This is a genomic window from Cupriavidus sp. R6-3, assembly GCF_059772245.1.
In genome coordinates this window covers 1-25,255 of the sequence record NZ_JCBAJO010000021.1, presented here as the reverse complement: position 1 = coordinate 25,255, position 25,255 = coordinate 1, and the positions used below count along the sequence as shown (strand labels likewise).

At 64.3% G+C, this 25,255-nt stretch carries 18 protein-coding genes, 1 tRNA gene and 1 riboswitch; of the genes, 4 read left to right on the top strand and 15 right to left on the bottom strand.

The window, feature by feature from the left end; genetic code table 11:
• Positions 1–21: 21 nt before the first annotated feature.
• From AC6EI8_RS06380 to pepN, 8 genes are all read right to left on the bottom strand, one after another.
• Positions 22–3,141 (bottom strand): type I restriction endonuclease subunit R, encoded by a 3,120-nt coding sequence (locus AC6EI8_RS06380; protein WP_498381557.1) that lies wholly within the window; start codon positions 3,139–3,141, stop codon positions 22–24.
• Positions 3,142–3,197: 56 nt separating this feature from the next.
• A complete protein-coding gene (locus AC6EI8_RS06375; RefSeq protein WP_498381556.1) occupies positions 3,198–4,130 on the bottom strand; it encodes a DUF5655 domain-containing protein in 933 nt (310 codons plus the stop codon).
• A complete protein-coding gene (locus AC6EI8_RS06370) occupies positions 4,127–5,473 on the bottom strand; it encodes a restriction endonuclease subunit S (protein ID WP_498381555.1) in 1,347 nt (448 codons plus the stop codon). Before AC6EI8_RS06370 ends, AC6EI8_RS06375 begins: the two co-directional genes overlap by 4 nt.
• The gene (locus AC6EI8_RS06365; RefSeq protein ID WP_498381554.1) at positions 5,470–7,308 is read right to left on the bottom strand and encodes a type I restriction-modification system subunit M; all 1,839 of its coding nucleotides are present in this window, start codon (positions 7,306–7,308) and stop codon (positions 5,470–5,472) included. Before AC6EI8_RS06365 ends, AC6EI8_RS06370 begins: the two co-directional genes overlap by 4 nt.
• 354 nt (positions 7,309–7,662) lie before the next feature.
• A tRNA-Thr gene (locus tag AC6EI8_RS06360) sits at positions 7,663–7,738 on the bottom strand.
• Positions 7,739–7,842: 104 nt separating this feature from the next.
• The gene (locus tag AC6EI8_RS06355) at positions 7,843–8,319 is read right to left on the bottom strand and encodes a hypothetical protein (protein WP_498381553.1); all 477 of its coding nucleotides are present in this window, start codon (positions 8,317–8,319) and stop codon (positions 7,843–7,845) included.
• 281 nt (positions 8,320–8,600) lie between these two features.
• Complete coding sequence (locus AC6EI8_RS06350) at positions 8,601–9,617, bottom strand: class 1 fructose-bisphosphatase (protein WP_149317977.1); 1,017 nt, start codon at positions 9,615–9,617, stop codon at positions 8,601–8,603.
• Between the two features lie 240 nt (positions 9,618–9,857).
• Positions 9,858–12,563 carry an aminopeptidase N gene (gene pepN / locus AC6EI8_RS06345; protein ID WP_265632204.1) on the bottom strand — a complete coding sequence of 902 codons (2,706 nt, stop codon included), beginning with the start codon at positions 12,561–12,563 and terminating at the stop codon, positions 9,858–9,860.
• Positions 12,564–13,010: 447 nt separating this feature from the next.
• Between pepN and AC6EI8_RS06340 the strand changes: the two genes are divergently transcribed.
• Together AC6EI8_RS06340 and AC6EI8_RS06335 are read left to right on the top strand one after the other, a co-directional pair.
• Complete coding sequence (locus AC6EI8_RS06340) at positions 13,011–13,631, top strand: DUF4136 domain-containing protein (RefSeq protein WP_150084589.1); 621 nt, start codon at positions 13,011–13,013, stop codon at positions 13,629–13,631.
• 340 nt (positions 13,632–13,971) lie between these two features.
• A complete protein-coding gene (locus AC6EI8_RS06335) occupies positions 13,972–16,293 on the top strand; it encodes an NADP-dependent malic enzyme (RefSeq protein ID WP_150084585.1) in 2,322 nt (773 codons plus the stop codon).
• Between the two features lie 232 nt (positions 16,294–16,525).
• Here AC6EI8_RS06335 and AC6EI8_RS06330 read toward each other — a convergent pair whose 3' ends face one another.
• From AC6EI8_RS06330 to AC6EI8_RS06305, 6 genes are all read right to left on the bottom strand, one after another.
• Positions 16,526–16,771 carry a hypothetical protein gene (locus tag AC6EI8_RS06330; RefSeq protein ID WP_006576013.1) on the bottom strand — a complete coding sequence of 82 codons (246 nt, stop codon included), beginning with the start codon at positions 16,769–16,771 and terminating at the stop codon, positions 16,526–16,528.
• 270 nt (positions 16,772–17,041) lie between these two features.
• Positions 17,042–18,106, bottom strand: a complete 1,065-nt coding sequence (locus tag AC6EI8_RS06325) for a porin (RefSeq protein WP_226108196.1) — start codon at positions 18,104–18,106, stop codon at positions 17,042–17,044.
• Positions 18,107–18,337: 231 nt separating this feature from the next.
• Entirely contained in the window at positions 18,338–18,820 is a 483-nt protein-coding gene (uraD, locus tag AC6EI8_RS06320; RefSeq protein WP_149318040.1) for a 2-oxo-4-hydroxy-4-carboxy-5-ureidoimidazoline decarboxylase, read from the bottom strand.
• A gap of 138 nt (positions 18,821–18,958) precedes the next feature.
• Positions 18,959–19,909 (bottom strand): allantoinase PuuE, encoded by a 951-nt coding sequence (gene puuE / locus AC6EI8_RS06315; protein ID WP_498381552.1) that lies wholly within the window; start codon positions 19,907–19,909, stop codon positions 18,959–18,961.
• 93 nt (positions 19,910–20,002) lie between these two features.
• Positions 20,003–21,409, bottom strand: coding sequence for a nucleobase:cation symporter-2 family protein (locus AC6EI8_RS06310; protein WP_149319416.1), 1,407 nt, complete (start codon positions 21,407–21,409; stop codon positions 20,003–20,005).
• Positions 21,410–21,588: 179 nt separating this feature from the next.
• On the bottom strand, positions 21,589–22,329 hold the full coding sequence (locus tag AC6EI8_RS06305) for a GntR family transcriptional regulator (protein WP_006576976.1): 741 nt from the start codon (positions 22,327–22,329) through the stop codon (positions 21,589–21,591).
• A gap of 294 nt (positions 22,330–22,623) precedes the next feature.
• On the opposite strand from AC6EI8_RS06305, the gene uraH reads away from it, so the two are divergent.
• Together uraH and AC6EI8_RS06295 are read left to right on the top strand one after the other, a co-directional pair.
• Complete coding sequence (uraH, locus tag AC6EI8_RS06300) at positions 22,624–22,977, top strand: hydroxyisourate hydrolase (protein WP_149319441.1); 354 nt, start codon at positions 22,624–22,626, stop codon at positions 22,975–22,977.
• 31 nt (positions 22,978–23,008) lie between these two features.
• The gene (locus AC6EI8_RS06295) at positions 23,009–24,217 is read left to right on the top strand and encodes a urate hydroxylase PuuD (protein ID WP_149319415.1); all 1,209 of its coding nucleotides are present in this window, start codon (positions 23,009–23,011) and stop codon (positions 24,215–24,217) included.
• 134 nt (positions 24,218–24,351) lie between these two features.
• On the opposite strand, the gene AC6EI8_RS06290 is transcribed toward AC6EI8_RS06295, so the two are convergent.
• On the bottom strand, positions 24,352–24,927 hold the full coding sequence (locus tag AC6EI8_RS06290; protein WP_150083629.1) for a TMEM165/GDT1 family protein: 576 nt from the start codon (positions 24,925–24,927) through the stop codon (positions 24,352–24,354).
• A gap of 49 nt (positions 24,928–24,976) precedes the next feature.
• Positions 24,977–25,158: riboswitch (yybP-ykoY riboswitch) on the bottom strand.
• Positions 25,159–25,255: the final 97 nt, after the last annotated feature.

Here is a 25,255-nt window from a genome sequence, read left to right as displayed (position 1 = left end):
TTGGCGCACGTCCCACAGACCCTAAGGACGGTGGACGGCCGCCATATCGGGGCCTGAGCGCGCTCGCAGCGCCTCATACAGCTGGGCCGGTCCCAGCAGGATGTCTTGCAGACCGTCCCGCACCTTCTCTGACGCTAGCGCCTGCGAACTCATTGTGCTGTGGGCCTCGAATGCGTCGATGATCGCTTGCATCAAAGCGTCCTTAAGATCAGGGGAGTTCGCGAACTGCTCCTTGCTGTTGCTCTGGGCTTGACGGACCAGCGTATCGTTCTCAAGGAGCTTGCCCTTGATGACGCCATTAACATACGTCAACTGATCATCATCGGTCAGTTCGCCATCGAACAACCCATTGACTTTTTCGATGATTTCGTCGAGCAGCGCCTTCTGTTTGTCCTGGACCGCGCCGGTGCCCACGCCGTCCATGGGCGGTAGCTTCGGCGCTTCGCCCGCGCTCAGGTTCAATGCCTGACGTCCACTGTTCTTCAACTTGTGGTGCGTCAGAGTAACCTTTGACAGATCCACGGTGTCACGCTCGCGCCCGAATTCCAGCAAGGGAATAAGACGCTTGAAGAACAGGAATCGCTTTTCGATGTCCGTATTGCCGTAGTCGAAAATCTGAGACAGGAACGCATACAGGCGATTGAAAGCCCCCATGTCATTGCGGAACAGCAGCAAAGCCTCAAGAGTATCCTTGGCGGCTTGTACCGCGGTGTCATCCTGCTGGGCAGTTGCATCGCGCAGCTCTTGTTGCGCCTTCTTGTACTGCTTCAGGAGTCGGTCTGCCACTGGCGCGATGGCCGTGCTCAGTTGGGCTTGGGTACTGTTCGGATCCGTCTCGACCTTAGCCACGCGATCGACTTCATAGTCATCGTAGTGACCGCTGGCGTCGAGTTTCGAGCGCAGGTCATAGACCAGATTCGGATCAGTGGTAGCCTCAAGTTGTGCCGTTTCGTAGTAGGTTTTGAATGCCTTCAGGATGTCAGCGGGCTCATTGACGAAATCGAGAATATAGGTTGTGTCCTTGCCGGGATGCGCGCGGTTCAGGCGCGATAGCGTCTGCACGGCCTGGATGCCGCCCAGCATCTTGTCCACGTACATGCCGCACAGCAGCGGCTGATCGAACCCGGTCTGGAATTTGTTGGCGACCAGCAGCAGGTGATAGGTCGGCTCAGCAAACGCCTCGCGGATGTCGCGGCCCTTCAAGCCGGGATTCAGATCCTTGCTTTGCTCGCTGACAGGTGCGGGATAGCTTTCCGGATCGTCGACCTCGCCGGAAAAGGCAGTCAGCACGCCCAATGGATAGTTCATCTTCTCGATGTACGCGCGGATCGCCTTTTGCCAGCGCACCGCTTCCTTGCGGCTGCCGACGACCACCATGGCCTTGGCCTTGCCTTCGAGCAGGGGCTGCACGTTCTCCCGGTAGTGCTCGACCACCACCTGCACCTTCTGTGCGATGTTGTAGGGGTGCAGTCGGACCCATTGCATGATGCCCTTCATCGCGGTGCTGCGCTCCACCTGCTTCTCGTCCAGCTCCTGACCGTTGTGGGCCAACTTGAACGCAAGTTTGTACGAGGTGTAGTTCTTCAGCACATCGAGGATGAAGCCTTCCTCGATGGCCTGGCGCATCGAATAGACGTGGAACGGCAGGGGCAGGCCGTCCGGCCCAGCGCGGCCGAACAGTTCCAGTGTCTTCTGCTTAGGCGTGGCGGTGAAGGCCACATAGGTCAGACCCTTTGCGCCGGTGCGAGCTTCCATTTGCGCCGCCAGCAATGCCTCGGTATCAATTTCCCCACCGTCCTGGAGCGCAGCCCATTCCTCTGCCGACAGCAACTGCTTGAGCTTGGCGGCCGATTCGCCAGTCTGCGAACTGTGCGCCTCGTCGGCGATCACGGCGAAACGTTTGCCCTGCGTGGCCGCCAGTTCCTGCACCGCTTGCAACGCGAAGGGGAAGGTCTGGATGGTGCAGACGATGATCTTCTTGCCGTCCTTCAACGCCTGGCCCAGCATGGCGCTCTTGCTGCCGTACTCACTAGTGATGCTGGCCACCACGCCAGTGGTGCGCTCGAAGTCGAAGATCGCTTCCTGTAGCTGCGCGTCGAGCACGGTGCGATCGGAGACCACCAGTACGCTGTCGAACAGCTTGTTGTGCTTGGCATCGTGCAAGTCGGCCAGAAAGTGCGCAGTCCAGGCGATCGAGTTGGTCTTGCCCGAACCGGCCGAATGCTGGATCAGATAGCGATGACCTGGGCCATTTGCCAGCACATCGGCGGCGATGCGGCGCGTGGCGTCGAGCTGGTGGTAGCGCGGGAAGATAACGCTCTTGAGCTGCTTCTTGTCATCGCGCTTGCCGATCAGATAGCGGTGCAGGATGTCGAGCCAACTGTCGCGGTCCCACACCTCCTCCCACAAATAGGAGGTGGAAAATCCCTCGGGATTCGGCGTATTGCCCGCGCCGCCATCATTGCCGCGGTTGAACGGCAGGAAATAGGTGTCGGGCCCGGCCAGCCGGGTGCTCATCATCACTTCGGCCTGGCTGACGGCAAAATGCACCAGCGCGCCGCCAGGGAAGGACAGCAATGGTTCGGCCATGCCGCCCTTCGGCTGCGGGTGGCGGTCGAAGCGATATTGGTCCACCGCGTCTTGCACGCTTTGGGTAAAGTCCGACTTCAGCTCCGCCGTGGCCACCGCAATGCCATTGACGAACAGCACCAGATCCACCGCATCGAGCGGGTTGTTCAGCGAATGCCGCACCTGGCGTACCACTCGGAGCCGGTTGGCAGCGTAGCGTTGTTGGATCGCGGGATTGATGGCCAGCGCCGGTTTGAACTGCACCAGCGACAACGGCTCCTTCAGACCCACCATTTCCACGCCACGGCGCAGTACGTCCAGCGTGCCGCGTTCGTTCAAGCTCTTGCGCAGCCGCTCGGCCAGCCGCTCATGCAGGGCCGGACCGTGGGTCTTGGTCAGTCGTTGCCAGCTGTCCGGCTGGGTCGCCTCAATCCAAGCCAGCAGGTCCGGCAGGAACAGCGCATGGGTGCGGTCGTAGTGCGCCGCATCGCCCTCCGAATAGAGCCAGCCGTTGCTGGTCAGCTGCTGGCAGATCTCTGCCTCGAAGTGGTGTTCCTGGTGCAGGTTACTCATGCGGGACCCGTTGGTATCTCGTTGTTCTGTGGGCTTGTTGGGAGCGGCATTGCCACTCAGTTTTCTGCGTAGCTGCGTTCCATCAGCGGTTTGGCGCGCTCAAGGTCGGCGGGGGTACGCAACGTCAGTTCAAGGTCGCCGGTTCCCCAATGTCCGAGCTGGCTCATGTCGCGACTGAATCCCTCTTCAAGCGTCACCGTGGCCGGATCGAGCTTGAGCATGACGATGAGGCGAAGCGGGTTCACGATTACGCAGGCGAAATTCTTCAGGCGGCGGAATGCTGCATAGACCTTCAGCCGCTTTTCTTGCACGTCGTCGCCGAGCGAATTCAGGTAGCTGGCAGTTTGGGCATACAGTTCCCGGATTTCCGCAGGAGCGAGTGCCAGTTGCTCTTCCAGCGATCTGTCCTTGCCTTCCTGCCGAGGCTTGGCTGGCGCCTGGGCTAGTTCATCTACTGTCGGTTGCACCTTGGTGGCATCTGGCACGCTAGCGGCATTGACCAGTTCCAGCAGTAGCAAGTCCTCGCCAAACAGCTTGTAGCGGATCAGTTCGATATTCCGCGGAATCTGCTGCACGGCGTATTGGTCGTAGCGCGTGAAATCGGCGGCGATGCAAAGCAGGCGGGTGCCGCTCCATTCGATGCGTTCCGCCACGTCCTTGCCCAGCTTCTCCATCACTAGCCAGCGGAACTCGGCCTGATGGTCCAGCAGCCAGTCCAGGTAGAACAGCCCCTGGTTGATGACGTTCTCGGTGCTGTGGCGCTTGTATTCGATGATGACGGGGCAGCCGTTCTCGTCGAGGCCCAGCGAATCGATACGGCCTTTGTGCGACTTGCCGGTCTGATATTCGGTGGCGAGGAAGCGCACGCCAAGGAAGGTCGGCATTTGCGCTTCAATCAGAGTCTGCAGGTGACGCTCCAGTGCGGCGGCGCGGCTGGGCAACTCGGTAGCGGCACCAGCCGTCAGGCGGAACAGCTGGATGTCGCTCATGCGGCCAGTTCCTCCGGCGCCGTATTGCGCACGTCGATCTTGCCGGTGGCGGCGGCGGTGATCAGGGCGCCGCGGCGTTCGCGGAGAAGTTCGATAGAGTGCGACGCAGCCTTTCGTAATTTGTCGATCTTTTCAGCTTCCGACGCAAGGAAAGTGACGATCTGGGTTTGCTCTTCTATTGGAGGCACGGGGATCCATACGGCCTTCAAGGACTCGCGATTTATCTTTGGCATTGCAACTCGCTCTGACTCGAGCACGGCAAGTGCGGAAAATGGCTCGGAAAGAATGAACCACAATAAGAACTCGTTGGACAGAGACTGATTCCCCCGCAGCGGGTACATATCGGCACTGCATAAACATGCCGTTGGCGCAAGGCACGCCTTCCGTAGATTAGGTCGAATCTTGCTGTATATGACGTCACCTGCCCGGCAAAGATACTTGCCACTCACCGCGCCTTGCTCTTCCGCTGTCTCTAAATCTATTAGTCTTCCCGTCCCTGGTTCGACATGGTTTGGGGCGATGAGCGGCATGGACCGATACGGCTCAACCTCGGGATCAACTTGGCCCTCTTCGATCGAAACGCAGCGCTGAAATGTTACTACGTTCCAGTGTGCTGGCACGTCACCCAGCCATGCCACGCCGGAATCCTTCAGTGGTACGTCAGGATTTAGGCCGCGGGTCACGGCACGTGAAATCGTCGCCTGCCGCTTTTCCGCCAGCAGTGCCAGCAGCTTTTCCTGCTCGGCAATCAACGCGTCGATCTTGGCGGTCTCGTAGTCGAGAAAGCTGACAATTGCTGCCTGCTCGTGGGGCGGAGCCACGGGCACTAACAACTGCCCGATCATGGTCCCATTCAAGTTGGCAAGTCCCGTCGTTGAGTTCGATAGCAAGTCGAACTGCACGCGAGCCAACTCGCTGTTCATGATGTACCACGCGAGCTTTGGGAGAATCGCAGGCCCTACCCGAATACGCTGCATGAAATTTGAGTAGCAACATTCGAGCGCGGCGACCTCCGGGGTGGTTAAGGTTGTCTTCCCGATGTGTAGGGCGCTGCCGCTCGACTTAGTTACTAACAAGTCGCCAACTTCAAGACGACCGACTTGTTTTTCATTGGGAGTCAGTTTTCGCAGCGCGGGTTCATCGATTTTCCAGCGGCCATCAACCGACTGTTCTGTGGAGCGCAGCACGATCGAGTCGTTGGCGCCATCCGGATCGTCGCCCCATACTCCGCCGTCATTTCGCAAAATTAGCCTCTTGAAAGAGAGACATTTCCAATGGCTCGGCAGATTTCCAAGCCAAACGGCTCCGCTTTCGGTGTATTCGGAATATGCACGTAGACTCATTCCGATAATTCCTCCAGCATGCGCATGATGTTGGCCGAGACCGCCTTCAACTCTTCGTCGATTGTGTGGAGGTCCCGGGGCGGCTCGAACACGTAGAAATGCCGGTTGAACGGAATCTCGTACCCCACCTTGCTCTTCTCGTCATCGATCCAGGCATCCGGCGCATGCGGTAGTACCTCGCGCGAGAAGTACGCCTCAATGCCCTCTGTCAACGGCACGTTCTCGGTATCGCGCAGCGCGCTGTCCGCCTGCGGCTTGCCCTTCTGCTTGCCCTTCGTCCCCAGCACAATTTGCCCTTGCTCGTCGCGCAGCGGGCGTTCCACCGTGATGGTCGTATAGCCGAACGCCTCATTGCGGAACAGGCGCGAGATCGGCGCGACCTTGACCCGGCCGCCGGCCGGCGCGTCCGGCGCGCGCTCGGTCGCGGTGATCACCTGGCGGGCGACTTCCTTGCCGTGGGCATCGAACACGGTCGCCAGTTCGGCCTCGGTGAAGTCGCCGAATAGCCGGGTAATGGTCGCGATGTGCTCGTCGCTGAGTTCCTTGCGCTTGCTGCCCAGGCTCTTGCGCATCTTCTGCCAGAAGCCTGAGGCGTCGATCAGTTGCACCCAGCCCTTGCGGTCGGCCGGCTTCTTGTTGGACAGGATCCAGATGTAGGTCGCGATGCCGGTGTTGTAGAACATGTCGGTGGGCAGGCCGACGATGGCTTCCACCAGATCGTTCTCTAGTAGGTAACGGCGGATCTCGCTCTCGCCCGAGCCGGCGCCCCCGGTGAAGAGCGGCGAGCCGTTAAGCACGATGCCGAAGCGGCTGCCGCCTTCCTGGGCAGGGCGCATCTTCGAGAGCAGATGCAGCAGGAACAGCATCGAGCCATCGGAGACGCGCGGCAGCCCGGGGCCGAATCGGCCGTTGAAGCCTCGCTGTTCGTGTTCCTGCCGAACGGCCTTCTCGACCTTCTTCCACTCGACGCCGAACGGCGGATTGGACAGCATGTAATCGAACTTGCGTGCCGCGTGGCCGTCGTCAGATAGCGTGTTGCCGGCGATGATGTTGCCCACATCCTGACCCTTGATCAGCATGTCGGCCTTGCAGATGGCGTAGGACTCGTCGTTGAGCTCCTGGCCGTACATGGTCAGCCGCGCGGCGGGGTTGTGCTCGCGCAGAAATTCGTCGGCCACCGAAAGCATGCCGCCCGTCCCGGCGGTCGGGTCATAGATGGTGCGCACGACGGCGTTGCCGGGGGTCAGCACGTCGTCATCCTCGATAAAAATCAGGTTGACCATCAGCCGGATCACTTCGCGTGGCGTGAAGTGTTCCCCTGCGGTTTCGTTCGAGATCTCGGCGAACTTGCGGATCAGTTCTTCGAACACCAGTCCCATCTGGGTGTTGTCGACCTTGTCGGGATGGAGGTCGATATTGGCGAACTTCTCCGTGACCAAGTACAGCAGGTCGGCCTTGGCGAGGCGCTCGACTTGGGTGTAGAAGTCGAACCGCTCGAAGATGTCACGCGCCGAAGCAGAGAATCCCTGAATATATGAATAAAGGTTCTGGCGGATGTTGTCCTGGTCGCCCAGCAGCTTCACCAGATCGAGCGGTGAAGTGTTGTAGAACGTGTGCCCGGACTTTCTCAGCAAAAACAGATCGGGGTTCAAGCCGGCCCGGGTCTTCGCTTCGAACTCGGCCAACACGGCCGGCTTGGTGGCTTCAAGCACGCAATCTAGCCGTCGCAGCACGGTAAAGGGCAGAATGACGCGACCGTATTCGGACTGCTTGTAGTCCCCGCGCAGCAGATCGGCGACAGACCAGATAAAGGACGATAGGGCTTGGTGATTCATGGCTCGACACGCAAATCCTGGCCTTGCTGCGATAGCAAGGGCAAGAAAATGGACTGCGGAAACACTTCCGCAACAAACGACGGATTCTACGACGTGAGGCGGTGGCTCGGTAACCCGAGAAGAGCGGGGATCGGGCAGGCGACAACAGCCGACGGGTGCACTGATTGGCGTTGTGCGGAAGCGGGGCGAGAAAGCTGGATATGCGGAGAAGACCGTGGGCGCGGTTTCGATAAGCGCCGGGCGCGGCAGGACAAGCGGGGGCAAAACGTGGTGCAACCGGCTACATGGTGGCTACACGGCCCCCAGAAACGACAAAGCCCAACCGCGCGGGCTGGGCTAAGTGTTTGATTCTGTTGGTGCCGAAGAGAGGAATCGAACCCCCGACCTTCTCATTACGAATGAGCTGCTCTACCGACTGAGCTACTTCGGCAACACTACCGGTTTGGAACCGGATAGAGCCCGCAATAATAGCAGCGGATCAGGCGGCTGTGAAGCCCCTCGGCGCACTTTTTTCACCACCCGTGTCGGCGCCGGTCAGCCGAAGGTGCGGTCGGCGGGAGAGGCCGTATTGGCGGGATCGGCGCGATTGGCGGGATTGGCGGCATCGGCGCGATGGGCGGGCATGGGCTCGTCGGGCCGTGTCAGGGTGGCGAGCATGGCGTCGATCGCGGCGACGAATTCGCGCAGGCGGACCAGCGTGACCGGAAAGACGGGGTCCGACGCGTCGATGGTCCACGGATAGAAGTACAACTCGCGCTCCTGGGCGCTGATCGGCACGCCCCAGTTGGCCAGCTGGCGCAGGTCGCAGACATGCAGGTCGATGCCGTCGCTCAGACCGTAATGCAGCGCGACGTCCAGCGTCTCGTGCAGCCGGATGGCGAGGGCCTGCACGGCTGCGCGTTCGAACGGGGCCTCGCCGCAGGGCGGGTTTGCCGGCGTGATGGCGGTGGCCGGCGGGTTGATCGGTGGGGTGATGGCGTAGCGGGCGCCGGCATCCGAGAGGGGGACCATCGCGGTTTCCTTGCTGCTTGTTGGGGGAGAAGTGTGGTGCAGAAAACAGCAGGGTAGGGACGCGTCGAGGCGGGGGAAATGAGCGGATTCTGATTTGCGCTGCCCAAAGAAAAAGGAGCCACCGCATTGCGGTTGGCTCCCATTCAGCGAGGCAAGGCGAGGACGGGCACGTCGAAGCCGGTCCGGATCAGACCGGCCTCTCCCGGAGGCCGGTCACCGTGCAGACACAAAGGCCGGTCCGCAGGCAGGCGCAACGGCCGGCCGCGGTGCAGCCAGGCGTATCAGCCGCCTGCCTGCGCTTCCCGGTGATAGCCGGTCACGCGCTCGACCTCGTTCTTCGAGCCCAGGATCACCGACACGCGCTGGTGCAGTTTTTCCGGCTGGACCTCGAGGATCCGCTGATGGCCGTTGGTGGCCGCGCCGCCGGCCTGTTCGACCAGCATCGCCATCGGGTTGGCCTCGTACATCAGGCGCAGCTTGCCCGGCTTCTCCGGCTCGCGCTTGTCCCACGGATACATGAAGATGCCGCCGCGCGTCAGGATGCGGTGCACGTCGGCGACCATCGAGGCGATCCAGCGCATGTTGAAGTTCTTGCCGCGCGGGCCTTCCTCGCCGGCCAGGCATTCGTCGATGTAGCGGCGCACGGGCGGAGCCCAATGCCGCATGTTCGACATGTTGATCGCGAATTCCTTGGTGTCCTCCGGGATCTTCACGTCCGACTGCGTCAGCACGAAGCTGCCCGCCTCGCGGTCCAGCGTGAACATATGGACGCCGTTGCCGACGGTCAGCACCAGCGTGGTCTGCGGGCCGTACACCGCGTAGCCGGCCGCGACCTGATGCGTGCCCGGCTGCAGGAAGTCGCTCTCGGTGACGGTCTGGCCCGGCTTGGGCATATGCAGCACCGAGAAGATGGTGCCGATCGACACGTTGACGTCGATGTTCGACGAGCCGTCGAGCGGATCGAACAGCAGCAGGTATTCGCCCTTCGGATAGCGGTTCGGGATCTCGTAGAACGAGTCCATTTCCTCCGACGCCATCGCGGCCAGGTGGCCGCCCCATTCGTTGGCGTCGAGCAGCACTTCGTTGGCGATCACGTCCAGCTTCTGCTGCGTTTCGCCCTGCACGTTGCCGGTGCCGGCCGAGCCGAGCACGCCGGCGAGCGCGCCCTTGCTGACGGCGTTGGAGATGGCCTTGCACGCGCGTGCGACCACCTCGATCAGCAGCCGCAATTCGGGCTGGATGGTGTTGTGCTTGCGTTGTTCCTCGACCAGATAGCGGGTCAGGCTGATGCGAGTCATGGGTTTCCTCCTTGAATGGCCGCCATTCTACAGGCCGGGGCGGGCGGCCCACCGATGCCGGTGGGCCTGGACCGCAATGGCCGGTTCGCTATCGCACCCAACTGGCACCCGCCCGAGACCTCCGGCGGGCACCCTGGCGGGCACCCAACCACGCCCCCCAACGGGGAGGCTAACCGCGCCCCCAAACCGGGCACGCGGCTGCGCCTCCAACCGCACCGCCATCGGCCCCAGCGGCCCGCATCACGCCGACAGCGCCTTGCCGACGATCTCGCGCACGTCGCGCGACAGCCTGTCGGCCGCGGCGACCCGCTCCAGCGCGGCGCGCATCCTGTCGCGCAGCGGCAGCGTGTACTTCTGCCAGCGGTCGAGCGCGCGCGCCAGGCGCGCCGCCACCTGGGGATTGATGGCGTCCAGCGCCAGCACCTGTTCGGCCCAGAACTCGTAGCCGGAACCGTCCTCGGCATGGAACTGCGCCGGGTTGCCCGAGCAGAAGCTGAAGATCAGCGCCCGCGCCCGGTTGGGGTTGCGCAGCGTGAAGGCGGGATGCTGCATCAGCGCCCGCACAGTGTCGATGGTGCGCTTGCCCGCATGCGGGCCGACTTCGCCGCGTTGCATGCCCTGCAGCGAGAACCATTTGTCGACCACCAGCGGATCGTGCTCGAAGCGCTGGTAGAAGTCGGCCAGCGCGGCCTCGCGGCCCGGCGCGAAGCTGTTGACCAGCGCGGTCAGCGCGGCGAAGCGGTCGGTCATGTTGTCGGCCTGCTGATACTGCTCGCCGGCCAGCGCATACATCGCGTCGTCGCCGACCTCGACCAGATAGCCGAGCGCGAGATTGCGCAGCGCGCGCTTGCCAGCCGACTCCGCGTCGGGACGATACGGACCGGTGGTCGCGCTGGTCTCGTAGGCCCCGAGCCAGTCGCTCTGCAGCGTGCGGGCGAGGCCGGCGCGCATGAACTGCCGCGCGCGATGGATCGCCGCCGGGTCGGCCACGCCCATGCGCTCGGCCAGATAGGCCTCGGCCGGCAGCATCAGCGCCTGCTCGCGGAACGCGGGGCTCAGCGAGGTGTCGGTCAGTACCGAGCGGAACGCGCCGATCAGCGCGTGGTCCAGCTCGAGCTCACGCCCGGCCTGCACGTCGGCGACCAGCTTCAGCAGCGCGCGCGTGGCCAGCCGCTGGCCGGCTTCCCAACGGTTGAACGGATCGCTGTCGTGCGCGAGCAGGAAGGTCAGCTCGTCATCGCTGTAGTCGACATCGACGATCACCGGCGCCGAGAAGTTGCGCAGCAGCGAGGGCAGCGGCGCGCGCGGACCCTTGGGCAGGTTGACGAAGCGGAAGGTCTGCCGCGCCTCGGTGAAGTTCAGCACGCGCGTGGTGTCGCCCGCGGCGGCCTCGCCGTCGAGCTGCAGCGGCAGGTCCTTGCCGTCGGCGCCGATCAGCCCGAGCGCGAACGGGATATGGAAGGGCAGCTTCTCCGGCGTGCCGGGCTGGGTCTCGATGCCCACCTTCGGGCATTGCTGCGTCAGCGTCAGCGTGAGCCGGCCCTGGTCGGCGTCCCAGTCGGTGTGCACGCCGACCACGGGCGTGCCGGCCTGGCTGTACCAGCGGCCGAACTGCGTCAGGTCGCGGCCGTTGGCGTCGGCCATCGCGGCGAGGAAGTCGTCGCAGGTCACCGCCTGGCCGTCGTGCCGCTGGAAATACAGGTCCATGCCCTTGCGGAAGCCCTCGCGGCCCAGCAGGGTCTGGTACATGCGCACGACCTCGGCGCCCTTCTCGTACACCGTCACGGTGTAGAAGTTGTTGATCTCCTCGTAGCTGTCGGGCCGCACCGGATGCGCCATCGGGCCGGCGTCCTCGGGGAACTGCACCTGCCGCAGCACGCGCACGTCCTCGATGCGCTTGACCGCGCGGGCCGAGCCGTCGTCCGCGCCCTGCTGCGCCATCATGTCGGCGGAGAATTCCTGGTCGCGGAACACCGTCAGCCCTTCCTTCAGCGACAGCTGGAACCAGTCGCGGCAGGTCACGCGGTTGCCGGTCCAGTTGTGGAAGTACTCGTGGCCGACCACCGATTCGATATTGAAGAAGTCGGTGTCGGTCGCGGTCGCCGCATTGGCCAGCACGTACTTGGTGTTGAAGATGTTCAGGCCCTTGTTCTCCATCGCGCCCATGTTGAAGTCGCCGACGGCGACGATCATGAAGCGGTCCAGATCGAGCTCCAGCCCGAAGCGCTGCTCGTCCCAGCGGATCGCATGGATCAGCGAATCCATCGCGTGCTGCGTCTTGTCGAGGTCCTGCGGTTCGACCCAGACCTGCAGCAGCTTCTCCTTGCCCGAGCCGGTGGTGATGCGCTGCTCGATGCATTGCAGCTTGCCGGCGACGATCGCGAACAGATAGGAGGGCTTGGGGAAGGGGTCTTCCCACACGGCCTCGTGGCGGCCGCCGTCCAGCTCTTGTTCGCCGATCAGATTGCCGTTGGACAGCAGCACTGGATAGGCGGCCTTGTCCGCGCGCAGCGTGACGCGATAGGTCGCCATCACGTCGGGACGATCGAGGAAATAGGTGATGCGGCGAAAGCCCTCGGCCTCGCACTGCGTGAAGAAGTTGCCATTGGAGACATACAGGCCCGACAGGGTGGTGTTGGCCTCCGGCTGGCAGGCGCTGACGATCTGCAGCGTGCCTTGCTCGGGCAGCCCGTTCAGCGTCAGGCCGCCGTCGTCCTGGCGATAGTCGGCGAGCGGCTGGCCGTCGACGCTGACGCCGAGCAGTTCGAGCGCCTCGCCCGCCAGCACCAGCGGCGCGCCGGCCTGGCGACGGGCAAAGCGGAGCGTGCTGGTCACCACGGTGCGCTGCGGATCCAGTTCGAACACCAGGTCGACGTGTTCGATCGCGAAGGCGGGCGGGGTATAGTCCTTGCGGTGGACGGTGACGGGGGTATCGGTGCGGAGCATGGATGGTCCTGTCCTGGAAGGCGGTGAGTCGGGCGCGCCGGGCGCCGGGTAATCCATTGTAGCCAAGCACGGCATGGCCGCATGGCGCCAAGGGAATTCCGGCGCACGCGGCCGGTCTGATGCAACGAGAGGGCGGCCCGCCGACCGCCCCCGCGCAATCCGTCGACGTGCGCTCGGGTGGCGCCCTGTCGGCAGGGCCACCCTGTCGGCAGCACCACCCTGTCGGCAGCACCACCCTGTCGGCAGCACCACCCTATCGGCGGGACCATGAACAGAAGGAAGAACATCATGTGGCAATGGCGAAAGGCCTGTGCACGGGCGGGCCAATGGCTGGGCACCGTGGGCGGCCGCGGTGAGGGAGCTGCGCGGGCCGGCAACGCCGGCTCGCCGGCAGGCTGGTCCGGACGATCTTGGGCGCGATGGTGGACCCGATGGACCGGTGCCGCGATGCTCGGCGCCTTGCTGCTGTCGGGCTGCGCCAGCACCGTGACCACCGACGTGACGGCGTTCCGCCAGCCCGGCTGGCAGAACGATCCGCCGCGAACCTACGCCTTCGAGGCCGAGAAGGGCCAGGGCCAGCAGGAGCAGCAGGCGCAGCTGGACCGCGCCACCTATCAGAACTGGATCGCCGACGCGCTGGCCGGCCACGGCTTCACGCAGGTGGCCCGCTCGCAGGCGCGCTATCTGGTCAGCTTCGATTTCGATGCCGATCCGCGCCTGGTGCGCGTGCACGAGACCTACTATCCCGATCCCTGGTACCCGTGGGGCCCTTACTGGGGTCCGTACGGCTACTACCGCCCGTGGGGGCCGTGGGGCTGGGGCCCGGGCTACTGGCCGCCGCAGACGGTGATCCGCGACGTGCCCGCCACGCTGGCCAGCCTGCGCGTCTTCATCCGCGAAGCCGCGGGCAACAAGCGGGTCTACCAGGTCACCGCGCAGAACTTGAGCGAAGGCAGCACGATGCCGGGGCTGATGCCGTATCTGGTGCGCAGCGCCTTCGCGGAATTTCCGATGGAAAGCGGCCGGCCGCGGCGCGTGACGCTGGAGGTCGACAAGAACGCGAGATAGCGCGAAACGGCGCGGTTCCGGTGCGCCGGCATGGACGCCGGCATGCCTTCGCCAAGGGAGGCATGCCGGCGTCTTGTTTTACTGGTGGATCGCGCAGGGCGCATTCGCCTCCGGTTCGCACCGATCCGCCTCTTCCGCTCCATTCGCCATTGACGCTATTCCGGTAAAAGCTCTTTAACCGCAAATTCCCCGCATTTGCGGCCCTGCAGGGCGCCATCGGCGCGACTCGCGCACTGCGGCTGGGCTAGAATAGCTGCTCGATTTTTTCGGCCCTGGCTGTTCGATCGGCATCTGCCGGCATCGCACGGCGCCATGTTGGGCCTCTTTCCGGACGAGCGACATGAGCAGCAAGACCAGCGGTGACGCACCGCAACACGCCCCCAACAGTCCTGAAGCGCAACTGCGCCTCGCCGCGCTGGAATATCACCGCAGCCCGACCAAGGGCAAGATCCAGGTGACCGCGACCAAGGCGCTGTCGAACCAGCGCGATCTGTCGCTGGCCTATTCGCCGGGCGTGGCCTATGCCTGCGAGGAAATCGCCAGGGACCCCGCCACCGCGGCGGAGTACACCTCGCGCGGCAACCTGGTGGCGGTGGTCACCAACGGCACCGCGGTGCTGGGCCTGGGCGACATCGGCCCGCTGGCCGGCAAGCCGGTGATGGAAGGCAAGGGCTGCCTGTTCAAGAAGTTCGCCGGCATCGACGTGTTCGACATCGAACTCGATGCGCGCGACCCGGACCAGATCGTCGAGATCGTCGCCGCGCTCGAGCCCACGCTCGGCGGCGTCAACCTCGAGGACATCAAGGCGCCCGAGTGCTTCTACATCGAGAAGAAGCTGCGCGAGCGGATGAACATCCCCGTCTTCCACGACGACCAGCACGGCACCGCGATCATCTCGGCGGCGGCGCTGCTCAATGGCCTGAAGGTGGTCGGCAAGGACATCGGCAGCGTCAAGATGGCGGTGTCGGGCGCGGGCGCCGCGGCGATCGCGTGCCTGGACACGATGGTGAGCCTGGGCGTCAAGCGCGAGAACATCTACGTGGTCGATTCGAAGGGCGTGATCTTCGTCGGCCGCGACGCCAACATGGAGGCCAACAAGGCCCGCTACGCGCAGGACACCTCGGCCCGCACGCTGGCCGACATCGTCGAAGGCGCCGACGTGTTCCTCGGCTGCTCGACCGCCGGCGTGCTGACCGCCGAGATGGTCAAGACGATGGCCGACAAGCCGATCATCCTGGCGCTGGCCAATCCCGAGCCCGAGATTCGTCCGGAAGTGGCCAAGGCCGCGCGCCCCGACTGCATCATCGCCACCGGCCGTTCGGACTATCCCAACCAGGTCAATAACGTCCTCTGCTTCCCGTACATCTTCCGCGGCGCGCTCGATTGCGGCGCGACCAAGATCACCGAGGAAATGAAGCTGGCCTGCGTCAAGGCGATCGCCGAGCTGGCCGAGGCCGAGACCAACGACGCGGTGGCCGCCGCCTACGCCGGCAAGGAACTGAAGTTCGGCCCCGACTACATCATCCCGACGCCGTTCGACCAGCGCCTGATCGAGAAGATCGCGCCGGCCGTCGCGCGCGCCGCGCAGGAGTCGGGCGTGGCCACGCGTCCGATCCAGGACCTCGAGGCCTATCGCCAGCAGCTGACGCAATACGTCTACCACACCGGCCTGATCATGAAGCCGGTGTTCTCCGCCGCCAAGGCCGCGCCCAAGCGCGTCGCCTATGCCGAGGGCGAGGAAGAGCGCGTGCTGCGCGCGGTGCAGACGGTGGTCGACGAAGGGCTGGCGCGTCCGATCCTGATCGGCCGTCCGCACGTGATCCAGATGCGCATCGACAAGGCCGGCCTGCGCCTGAAGCCGGGCGTCGATTTCGAACTGGTCAATCCCGAGGACGATCCGCGCTATCGCGCCTATCACGAGGCCTACCACGCGCTGCGCGGACGCGATGGCGTGACGCCGGACATGGCCAAGGTCGCGCTGCGCCGCTCGAACACGCTGATCGGCACGATGCTGATGCACATGGGCGATGCCGATGCGCTGCTGTGCGGCACCGTGGGCCGCTTCGAGGCGCATCTGGAGCATGTGCGCGACGTGATCGGCCTGAAGCCCGGCGCCAAGGTGCTGGCGGCGATGAACGCGCTGATGCTGGAGAAGTACACGCTGTTCATCACCGACACGTTCGTCAACGAGGACCCGACCGCCGACGAACTGGCCGCGATCACGCAGCTGGCCGCCGAGGAAATCCGCCGCTTCGGCCTGACGCCGAAGGTCGCGCTGCTGTCGCACTCGATGTTCGGCTCGTCGAACCGCGCCTCGGCGCGCAAGATGCGCGCGGCGCAGGAGATCCTGAGCCAGATCGCGCCCGAGCTGGAAGTCGAGGGCGAGATGCAGGGCGATGCGGCGCTGGTCGAGGACGTGCGCCGTCATTTCCTGCCCGGCACCAAGCTGGCCGGCTCCGCCAATCTGCTGGTGATGCCGACGCTGGACGCGGCCAATATCGCGTTCAATCTGCTGAAGATCACCGGCGGCCAGGGCGTGACGGTGGGCCCGATCCTGCTGGGCGCGGCCAAGCCGGTGCACATCCTGAATCCGCAGGCAACCACTCGCCGCATCGTCAATATGACGGCGGTGGCGGTGGCGGAGTCAGGCGCGCTGCGCTGATCCGACGCACGGTCGGCCGGTGGCCGATCCAAACAAAAAGCCGGGCTGCGTGCCCGGCTTTTTTCATTGCGACATTCGGTCGCGTGTTGCAATCGTCGTTCTGGTGCCGTATTGGTGCCTGTCGTATTGGTGATCGCCGACTTGGTGCTCGATATTCCGGTGCTTGATATTTCGGTGCCGCGGTGCTCTGTTGCGGAGCAGCGTAATCGCTGAAGTCGCGCCGAAGGCAGCGCTATTGCAAGACGTTGTACTGCTGGCGCATGTCGACGATGATCGACTTCGCCGCGCGCAATTGCATCGACACGCTGTCTTCGGCCGCACGGGGAAAGTCCACCTCGGCGCTCCAATTGCATCCCGTATGGTCGGGCTGGTGCACGCGTACCGCATGCAATTCGCACTCGCCGCATTCCGGATTGTTATCGAGGCACTGGTTGAGGATCGCCATCAACTCCGACCGGGTCTTTGCGTATCGCCGCATGAGTCACCTCTCTCGTTTGGCTAATCGTGGTCTGGACGTTCAATGTAGGCACTCGTCCGGGGCCGTGCCAATTGAATGAGCCTATGAGGTGAAGTCGGTCATTCCCGCCGCGGCAGCAGGGAAAAGGTGTTGCGATGCAGCGGGGAAGAAAGGGAAGGGTGCGGGGAAGGAGGGCGGTGCTGCGGCATTGCGCCGCAGCGAAGGGGCTGCCCTCTCCGCCGGAGAGGGCAGGCGAGAGGGCAAACGCGGGCCGTTCAGGCCCGCCCCTCATCAGAACTTGTGGCGAATGCCGACACCGAACGAATCGCCGTGCTCGGCGCCGGTGATCTTGTCGTAGAAGTAGGCGGCATACACGTCGGTGCGCTTCGACAGGTTGTAGTCGTAGGCGATCGCGAACGTGTTGCGCTTGAAGTCGTCGACATTGTTCTCGGCCTTCGCATAGCCATACGAAGCGAGCAGGCTGCCGGCGCCGATGGGCACCGAGGCGCCGATCTGGCCGCTGGTGTGCTTGATGTCGCCGCTGGCATTGGTCACGTCGCTCTTGATGTACTGACCCTGGGCGAACAGCTTGACCACCTTGAAGTCGTACGACAGGCCGGCCAGCACCGCGTTCTGCTTGTCGAAGCCCGCCAGCGTCGCGGGCGAGGTGACATCGCCCGGCACGTTGTTGAACTTGACCTGCTGGAAGGCCACCGTCGCGGCCAGCGGGCCGTTGAAATACATCAGGTTGCCGCCCCACTTGTTGCGGCCGGTGGCACCCGCCTGTTCGCCGAACGAATAGATCAGGTTCGCGGTCAGGCCGCCGAAGGTCGGCGTCGAATAGACCAGCGAATTGCTCCAGCCCGAATCGCCGATGATGCCCGGATCGAACACGGTGCCATTGGTGGCCGTGAAATAGGTGTGGAAGATCGCCGGCGAGAACACGTACGAATCGACCAGCGGGTTGAACAGGATGGTCGAGATGAAATACGGCGTGGTGTTGCGGCCGAGCTTGAGCGTACCGACGCGGTCGCTCTGCAGCCCGACATAGGCATTGCGGCTGAACATCGCATCGCCGTCGAAGCGGCCGGTGCGGCCGTTATCGGTGCGATAGAAACCGTTCAGGTCGAAGATCGCCTTGAGCCCGCCACCCAGATCCTCGGCACCCTTGATACCCCAGTACGACGTTTGCATGCCACCCGAATTGGCGACCCAGGCGCGCTCGCCGGTGCCCGGGTTCTTGACCGCGCCGACGAACATGTCGACCTGGCCGTAGAGCGTGACGCTCGATTGCGCCATGGCCGCGCCGCTGAAAAGGGCCGCGGCCAGTGCCGCCAACTTGAACTGCTTCTGCATGAAAGACCTCCGTGGTTTGATCCTGTTGGAACGTTGTGTACTGGGTCCCTGACGGGTTCTCTTTTTGGTATGACCGCCGGCATCGGTGGCGGGGGTGCAGGCGGCGGACGGCGCTGGCTTCGGGCGCCGTTCATCGTGTCATCGGGCAGGGCGCCGGCGATCCCTTGCCGGGGCCTTGCCCGATGCGCGGTCTTGCTCCATGCGCATGTTCCATGCGAGCGGAATTTCGACTCAGCCGGATACTAAGTCGTCGAGGCGGAACTGGGCAATCCGATGGATCTGGTTGATGCATGTTTGCAACTCATCGGCCGGCGAATTCTCGATGCGTCTTGCGAACTCGTCGATGATGCCGGCGCGATCGTAGCCGCGTACCGCCAGAATGAACGGGAAGCCGAATTTCTCGTTGTAGCGGGCATTCAATGCCTGCAGCCGTTCGAACTCCTGCGGCGTGCATTGATTCAGCCCGGCGCCGCTCTGTTCGCGCGTCGATTCCTCGGTCAGCTCGCCGCGCACCGCGGCCTTGCCGGCCAGTTCCGGGTGGGCGCGCACCAGCTTGAGCTGGGCCGCTTCGCCGGCCTGGTCGACGGCGGCGCGCATCGCCGCGGCCAGCGCCTGGCGATCCGCGAAGGGACGCTGCTCGGCGGCGCTGGCCGCGACCCAGGGCGAGTGTTCATAGATGCCGCCCAGCGCCTGCACGAATTCGGCGGACGGCATCGCGTTCAGTTGGGAGAGGGTGTAGGTCACGTCGGGACTCGGTTATCAGGTTCGGGTTCGCAGGAGAGGGGCATGGCGGTGGGGCATTGCCGTGTCGCACCGCCGTGGCGTATCACCGCGGCGTATCACCGCGGCGTATCACCGCGGCGCACTGGCCGTGTACGGATGCGTCTCGATCCAGTGCCGCGCGATATCGATGCGGCGCGCGATCCAGACCTTGTCGTGCCACTGCACGTAGTCCAGGAAACGCTGCAGCGCGCGAAAGCGCCCAGGGCGGCCGAGCAGCCGGCAATGCATGCCGATCGACAGCATCTTCGGCTGGTTCAGCCCCTGCGGATCGCCCTCGGCGTACAGCACGTCGAAGGCGTCCTTCAGGTACTGGAAGAACTGCTCGCCGGTGTTGAAGCCCTGCGGCGTGGCAAAGCGCATGTCGTTCGAGTCCAGCGTGTAGGGCACCACCAGATGCGGCTTCGTCTCGCCGTTGCTCGTCCGCACCTCGGTCCAGAACGGCAGGTCGTCGCCGTAGTAGTCCGAGTCGTAGACGAAGCCGCCGTGCTCGACCACCAGGCGCCGCGTATTGGGGCTGTCGCGGCCGGTGTACCAGCCCAGCGGCGCGCTGCCGGTCAGCTCGCGGATGATCTGCATCGCGATGCGCATGTGCTCGCGCTCGGTGGCCTCGTCGATGTTCTGGTAATGGATCCAGCGCCAGCCGTGGCAGGCGATCTCGTGGCCCAGCTCGACGAAGGCGCGGGTCAGCTCGGGATGGCGCTGCAGCGCCATCGACACGCCGAAGATGGTCAGCGGCAGGCCGCGCTGCTCGAACTCGCGCAGGATGCGCCAGACACCGGCGCGCGAGCCATATTCGTAGATGCTCTCCATGCTCATGTGGCGGTCGGGATAGGCCGCCGCGCCGACGATCTCGGAGAGGAACTGCTCGGACGCCGCGTCGCCATGCAGCACGCAGTTCTCGCCGCCTTCCTCGTAATTGAGCACGAACTGCAGCGCCACGCGCGCGCCGCCCGGCCATTGGGCATGCGGCGGCTGGCTGCCGTAACCGATCAGATCGCGTGGATAGTTATGGTTTGTCATCAGGGTCACTCGGGTTGTCAAAACAGGCCGCACGGCATCGACCCGGCCCGCGCCGCCACCGAGGCGGCGACGCGGGCGATTGCACGGCTGGCCTTATTCCGTGCCGTGGGTATTGGCGGCCGCGTTGCGCATCGCTTCGTCGGCCGACTGCATGCCGTTGTAGAACAGGTTCAGCGCCACCGCGACCACGGTGCCCAGCACGATGCCGCTGTGCGTGATCGCATGGGTCCAGCTCGGCAGGTACTGGAAGAAGGTCGGTGACAGCGTCGGGATCATGCCGAAGCCGATCGAGATCGCGACGATGAACAGGTTGTGGCGGTTGCGGTTGAAATCGCACGAGCCCAGGATGCGGATGCCGGTCGCGGCCACCATGCCGAACATCACGATGCCGGCGCCGCCCAGCACGAACTGGGGCACCGAGGCAACCACGTGCGCCATCTTGGGGAACAGGCCGAAGGCGATCAGGATCAGGCCGCCCGCCGCCGCGACATAGCGCGAACGCACGCCGGTCACGGTGACGAGGCCCACATTCTGCGAGAACGAGGTGTACGGGAAGGTATTGAACACGCCGCCGATCACCGTGCCCAGGCCGTCGGCGCGCAGGCCGCGCGTCAGGTCGGCGTTGGACAGCCGCTTGCCGGTGATGTCCGCCAGTGCAAGGAACATGCCGGTCGATTCGACCAGCGTGATCACCATCACGATGCACATCGACAGGATCGCCGAGAAGTGGAAGGTCGGCATGCCGAAATGCAGCGGCGTGATGACGGCCACATAGCTCGCTTCGTGCAGGCCTTCGAACGACACCTTGCCCATCGCCATCGCGATCAGCGTGCCGGCGATGATGCCGAGCAGCACCGCGCAGTTCGACACCAGGCCGCGGCCGTACTTGGTCAGCAGCAGGATGATGACCAGCACCGCCCCGGCGATGCCGAGGTTGGTCAGGTCGCCGTAGGCGAGGTTGGGCACTTCCTTGACCACGCCGTCGATCACCGCACGGGTGGTGGGCTGGCCGCCGGCGGCCCAGTTGATGCCGACCCGCATCAGCGACACGCCGATCAGCGTGATCACCGTGCCGGTCACCACGGGCGGGAACAGCCCGAGCATGCGGCCCATCATCGGCGCGATCAGGATGCCGAACAGGCCGGAGGCAATCACCGCGCCGTAGATGCCCAGCAGTCCGATATTGGGATCGGTGCCGATCGCGATCATCGGCGCCACCGAGGCGAACGTCACACCCATCATCACCGGCAGCCGGATGCCGAATTTCCAGAAGCCGAACGCCTGGATCAGCGTGGCGATGCCGGCTGCGAACAGGTCGGCGTTGATCAGGAAGGCCAGCTGGTCCTTCGGCAGCTTCAGCGCGCCGCCGACGATCAGCGGCACCGCCACGGTGCCCGCGTACATCACCAGTACATGCTGCAGCCCGAGCGCGAGCAGCCGCCCCGAGGGCAGGCGCTCGTTGGTCAGGTCCGTGGGGACCGTGGTGCTTGCGCTTGTCATTGTGTTTGTCTCCTCTCCGATGGTTGGACGTTTGCTTGGCGTCCGCATGCCTTCTGGTGCGTCCGGCCAGATCGTTCGGAACGATCCGGGCCTGGGCCCGCTGCCGGCACCTGCGAGGGTGCGCGTGGCTGGGCGGGCTGCGAAAGCTGGGCGGGGCGCCGGCAGGGTGGAACAGCGGGCTAGGTGGAGCGTCCCAGCACGCTGCGAAGATCGAAGCTGCCCGGATCGTCGGGCTGTACGCGGTCGGCGCAGGCGCCGAGATGGTGCGCCATGCGCGATTGCGCCAGGGCGGCGTCGCCCTGTTCCAGCGCATCGAGAATGGCCTCGTGTTCGTCGAAGGAGCAGGCGTTGTTGCCCGGCGCCTCGACGCTGGCGATCATCAGCGTGGTGCGCGACACCAGGCGGCGCATCATCGTGACCAGCAGCGCGTTGCCGGACAGCTCGGCGAGCGCGGTATGGAATTCGGCCGACAGCCGGATCCACTTGGGCCGTTCGTTGTTCAGGAAGGCCTGCCGTTCCTGCTGGACCATCTGGCGCACCGGCGCGATCACGCTGCGGACATTGCGCTGCGCCGCGAGCTTTTCCAGCACCGCGCGCTCGAGCATCTGGCGCAGCTCGAACATGTCGTGCGCCTCGTCGGTGGAAGGGCTGGCGATGAAGGCGCCGCGATTCGGTTCGAGGTCCACCATGCCGTCGGCCGCGAGACGGGCCAGCACCTTGCGCACGGTGTGCCGCGCGGTGGCATAGATCTCGCAAAGCGAATGCTCGGTCAGCTTGGTGCGCGGCGGCAGCCGATGCTCCATGATCGCGTCGTAGATCTCGTGATACATGCGCTCCTCGACCGAACCCTTGCGCGGCTTCGTTTCGTTGGGCGCGGCGCCTTCATCGGCGCCGGCAATCAGCTTGAGAGTCTTGGACATCGTGGGCACCCGCTGGTAGGGGGTTCGGCCGCGCCTCGTCCGAGGGCGCCGATCCAAAAATTGTTGACAATTATTTGGTTGTGCATTCAATATTGTCAACAAAACCGAACCAGGTTTTCGACAACTACGGGTAATCCCGCAGTTGTCATCCGGATTGGTGCAGCGCATTGTCGCCATGCACCAGTTCTGCGCCGGGATGCGTTGAAAAGACGTACCGAGCGGGCACCATACCCACAAATGGTGCTAGTGAAGGCAGCGGCGCCTCTCACCACCCACGTGCTAAGGAACCAGACCATGGGACGCTTGACCACCCACGTTCTCGACACCGCCGCAGGCATTCCCGGCCAAGGCCTGTCGATTACCCTTTCCAAAATTGTTGACAATCGCCGCGAAACGCTGAAGACCGTTGTGACCAATCACGATGGCCGTTGCGATCAGCCGCTGCTCGAGGGCGCCGACTTTGCCGTCGGCGTCTACGAGCTCGAATTCGGTGCCGGGGATTATTTCCGCGCGCGCGGCGTGCAGCTGCCCGAGCCCGCCTTTCTCGACGTGGTGACGCTGCGTTTCGGCATTGCCGATACGAACGCGCATTACCACGTGCCGCTGCTGGTGTCGCCGTGGTCGTATTCGACCTACCGCGGCAGCTGATTCGCGCAGCGAGGGAAACAGGAGACAAGAGATGGAAGGCTACATTCTCGACTGGGCCAATCTGCTGCTGCGCTGGGCCCACGTGATTACCGCGATCGCGTGGATCGGCTCGTCGTTCTACTTCGTCTGGCTGGACAACAGCCTGCAAAAGCCGGTCGATCCCGATCTGGTGGACAAGGGCGTCGGCGGCGAGCTGTGGGCCGTGCACGGCGGCGGCTTCTACAACCCGCAGAAATACCTGACCGCACCGAAGAAGCTGCCAGAGAACCTGCATTGGTTCTATTGGGAGTCGTATTCGACCTGGATGACGGGCTTCGCGCTGCTGGTGGTGCTGTACCTGTTCAACGCCAGCACGTTCCTGATCGACAAGAACGTCTACGACATGTCGCCCGGCGCGGCGGTCGGCCTGGCGGTGGCGTACCTGCTGGTGGGCTGGGTGGTCTACGACTGCATCTGCCGCGTGTTCGGCAAGAACGATCGCGTGGTCGGCATCCTGGTGGCGCTGTACGTGGTGCTGGCCGCCTATGTGGCCTGCCATCTGTTCTCGGGCCGCGCCGCGTTCCTGCTGACCGGCGCGATGATCGCGACCATCATGAGCGCCAACGTGCTGGTGTGGATCATCCCGGGGCAGCGCAAGACCGTTGCGGCGATGCGCGAAGGCAAGCCGGTCGATCCGATCCACGGCAAGAACGCCAAGCAGCGCAGCGTGCATAACACCTATTTCACGCTGCCGGTGCTGTTCGCGATGCTGTCGAACCACTACAGCATGACCTACGCGCACAAGTACAACTGGGTCGTGCTGGTGCTGATCATGCTGGCCGGCGTGCTGATCCGCCAGTTCTTCATCCTGAAGCACAAGGGCAAGATCAATGTCCTGTGGCCTGCCGCCGGCGTTGCCGCGCTCGGCGTGGTCGCCGTGATGATCGCCCCGCAGCCGCGCCAGCCTGTGGCCGCGCAACCGGACGGCGCCACCGCGACCAAGGTCAGCTTCGCCAAGGTGCAGGAGATCATGAACGCGCGCTGCGTGCAGTGCCATGCCGAGGCGCCGAAGATGATGCCGACCGCGGCCAAGGGCATCAAGCTCGATACCGCCGACGAGATCAAGGCGCATGCCCAGCTGATCTATCAGCAGGCCGTGCAGCAGAAGGCGATGCCTCTGGGCAACGTCACGCAGATCACGGACGACGAGCGCGCGCTGCTGGGCCAGTGGTTCGAGTCCGGCGCCAACACGACGCAATAACCCACCGATCGGTGATCGACGGTCCGGTGGCCGCGCAGTCGGCGACCGCAGTACCGGACCGGCGAGGGTTTGAACGGGGCGAAAGCCCCGTTTTTTTATGGGCGGCTGCTTTTTGGGTGCGGCTGGTGGGCGTTCTAGCGCGCGATATCCATCAACGCCACCACGCCCAGCGCGACGAACACCGCCGCGGCGATGCGGTGGACCAGCCGGATCGGCAGCCGGTGGGCGAAGCGTTCGCCGAGCAGCACGGCGGGCACGTTGGCCAGCATCATGCCGATCGTGGTGCCGGCGACCACGGCGAGGATATCGGTGCTGAAGCGGGCGGCGAGGGCGACGGTGGCGATCTGGGTCTTGTCGCCCATCTCGGCGAAGAAGAACACCACGACGGTCGCGCACAGCACGCCGAACGCGCCCTTGACTGCCTTGGGCTTTTCGGTCTCGTCGAGCTTGTCGGGGATCAGCATCCATGCGCCCATCGCGATGAAGCCCAGGCCGAGGATCCAGCGCAGCAGCGCCGGGCCGACCATTTGCGTGATCCAGCCGCCGAGCGCGCCGGCCAGGCCGTGATTGACCAGCGTCGCGATCAGGATGCCGAGGATGATGGGGATGGGCTTGCGGTAGCGCGCAGCGAGGATGAGCGAGAGCAGCTGGGTCTTGTCGCCCATTTCCGCGAGGGCGACGATACCGGTCGAGACGAGCAGGGATTCCATTCGTTGTTATCGGAGCAGCGGGCCGGACGCATCGCGAGATGCCAATGACGTGCGTTTTCCCCGGCCCAGCCGAAAAACGACGTCATCGGTCTCGCCAGGCCCTGGAACAGGCATTGCACCGTTCCGAAGCTGCGCACGCCATAACCGCGAGCGGTCAAGTCTGTTGACGTACGCCCCTGTCGCCAGGCTCGCTGCCGGGCGGCAGGGCGGCTACTCCCCAATGAGGAAGCGCGATTATAGCCAGTCTGCAAGGCGGTCGTCCATACCACGGCTAGCCTGTGACGCACCGGATCGCGCCAGGATCTGGCGCAGACCGGCCTCGGACTGG

Excerpts from the sequence above, each read along its gene's own strand:
- AC6EI8_RS06310 (WP_149319416.1), bottom strand. The coding sequence starts at position 21,409 with ATGACAAGCGCAAGCACCACGGTCCCCACGGACCTGACCAACGAGCGC.
- AC6EI8_RS06355 (WP_498381553.1), bottom strand. The coding sequence starts at position 8,319 with ATGGTCCCCCTCTCGGATGCCGGCGCCCGCTACGCCATCACCCCACCG.
- AC6EI8_RS06380 (WP_498381557.1), bottom strand. The coding sequence starts at position 3,141 with ATGAGTAACCTGCACCAGGAACACCACTTCGAGGCAGAGATCTGCCAG.
- puuE (WP_498381552.1), bottom strand. The coding sequence starts at position 19,909 with ATGACAAACCATAACTATCCACGCGATCTGATCGGTTACGGCAGCCAG.
- AC6EI8_RS06330 (WP_006576013.1), bottom strand. The coding sequence starts at position 16,771 with ATGCGGCGATACGCAAAGACCCGGTCGGAGTTGATGGCGATCCTCAAC.
- AC6EI8_RS06375 (WP_498381556.1), bottom strand. The coding sequence starts at position 4,130 with ATGAGCGACATCCAGCTGTTCCGCCTGACGGCTGGTGCCGCTACCGAG.
- pepN (WP_265632204.1), bottom strand. The coding sequence starts at position 12,563 with ATGCTCCGCACCGATACCCCCGTCACCGTCCACCGCAAGGACTATACC.
- AC6EI8_RS06340 (WP_150084589.1), top strand. The coding sequence starts at position 13,011 with ATGCTCGGCGCCTTGCTGCTGTCGGGCTGCGCCAGCACCGTGACCACC.
- AC6EI8_RS06370 (WP_498381555.1), bottom strand. The coding sequence starts at position 5,473 with ATGAGTCTACGTGCATATTCCGAATACACCGAAAGCGGAGCCGTTTGG.
- AC6EI8_RS06290 (WP_150083629.1), bottom strand. The coding sequence starts at position 24,927 with ATGGAATCCCTGCTCGTCTCGACCGGTATCGTCGCCCTCGCGGAAATG.
- AC6EI8_RS06325 (WP_226108196.1), bottom strand. The coding sequence starts at position 18,106 with ATGCAGAAGCAGTTCAAGTTGGCGGCACTGGCCGCGGCCCTTTTCAGC.
- AC6EI8_RS06350 (WP_149317977.1), bottom strand. The coding sequence starts at position 9,617 with ATGACTCGCATCAGCCTGACCCGCTATCTGGTCGAGGAACAACGCAAG.
- AC6EI8_RS06295 (WP_149319415.1), top strand. The coding sequence starts at position 23,009 with ATGGAAGGCTACATTCTCGACTGGGCCAATCTGCTGCTGCGCTGGGCC.
- uraH (WP_149319441.1), top strand. The coding sequence starts at position 22,624 with ATGGGACGCTTGACCACCCACGTTCTCGACACCGCCGCAGGCATTCCC.
- AC6EI8_RS06335 (WP_150084585.1), top strand. The coding sequence starts at position 13,972 with ATGAGCAGCAAGACCAGCGGTGACGCACCGCAACACGCCCCCAACAGT.
- uraD (WP_149318040.1), bottom strand. The coding sequence starts at position 18,820 with ATGCCGTCCGCCGAATTCGTGCAGGCGCTGGGCGGCATCTATGAACAC.
- AC6EI8_RS06305 (WP_006576976.1), bottom strand. The coding sequence starts at position 22,329 with ATGTCCAAGACTCTCAAGCTGATTGCCGGCGCCGATGAAGGCGCCGCG.
- AC6EI8_RS06365 (WP_498381554.1), bottom strand. The coding sequence starts at position 7,308 with ATGAATCACCAAGCCCTATCGTCCTTTATCTGGTCTGTCGCCGATCTG.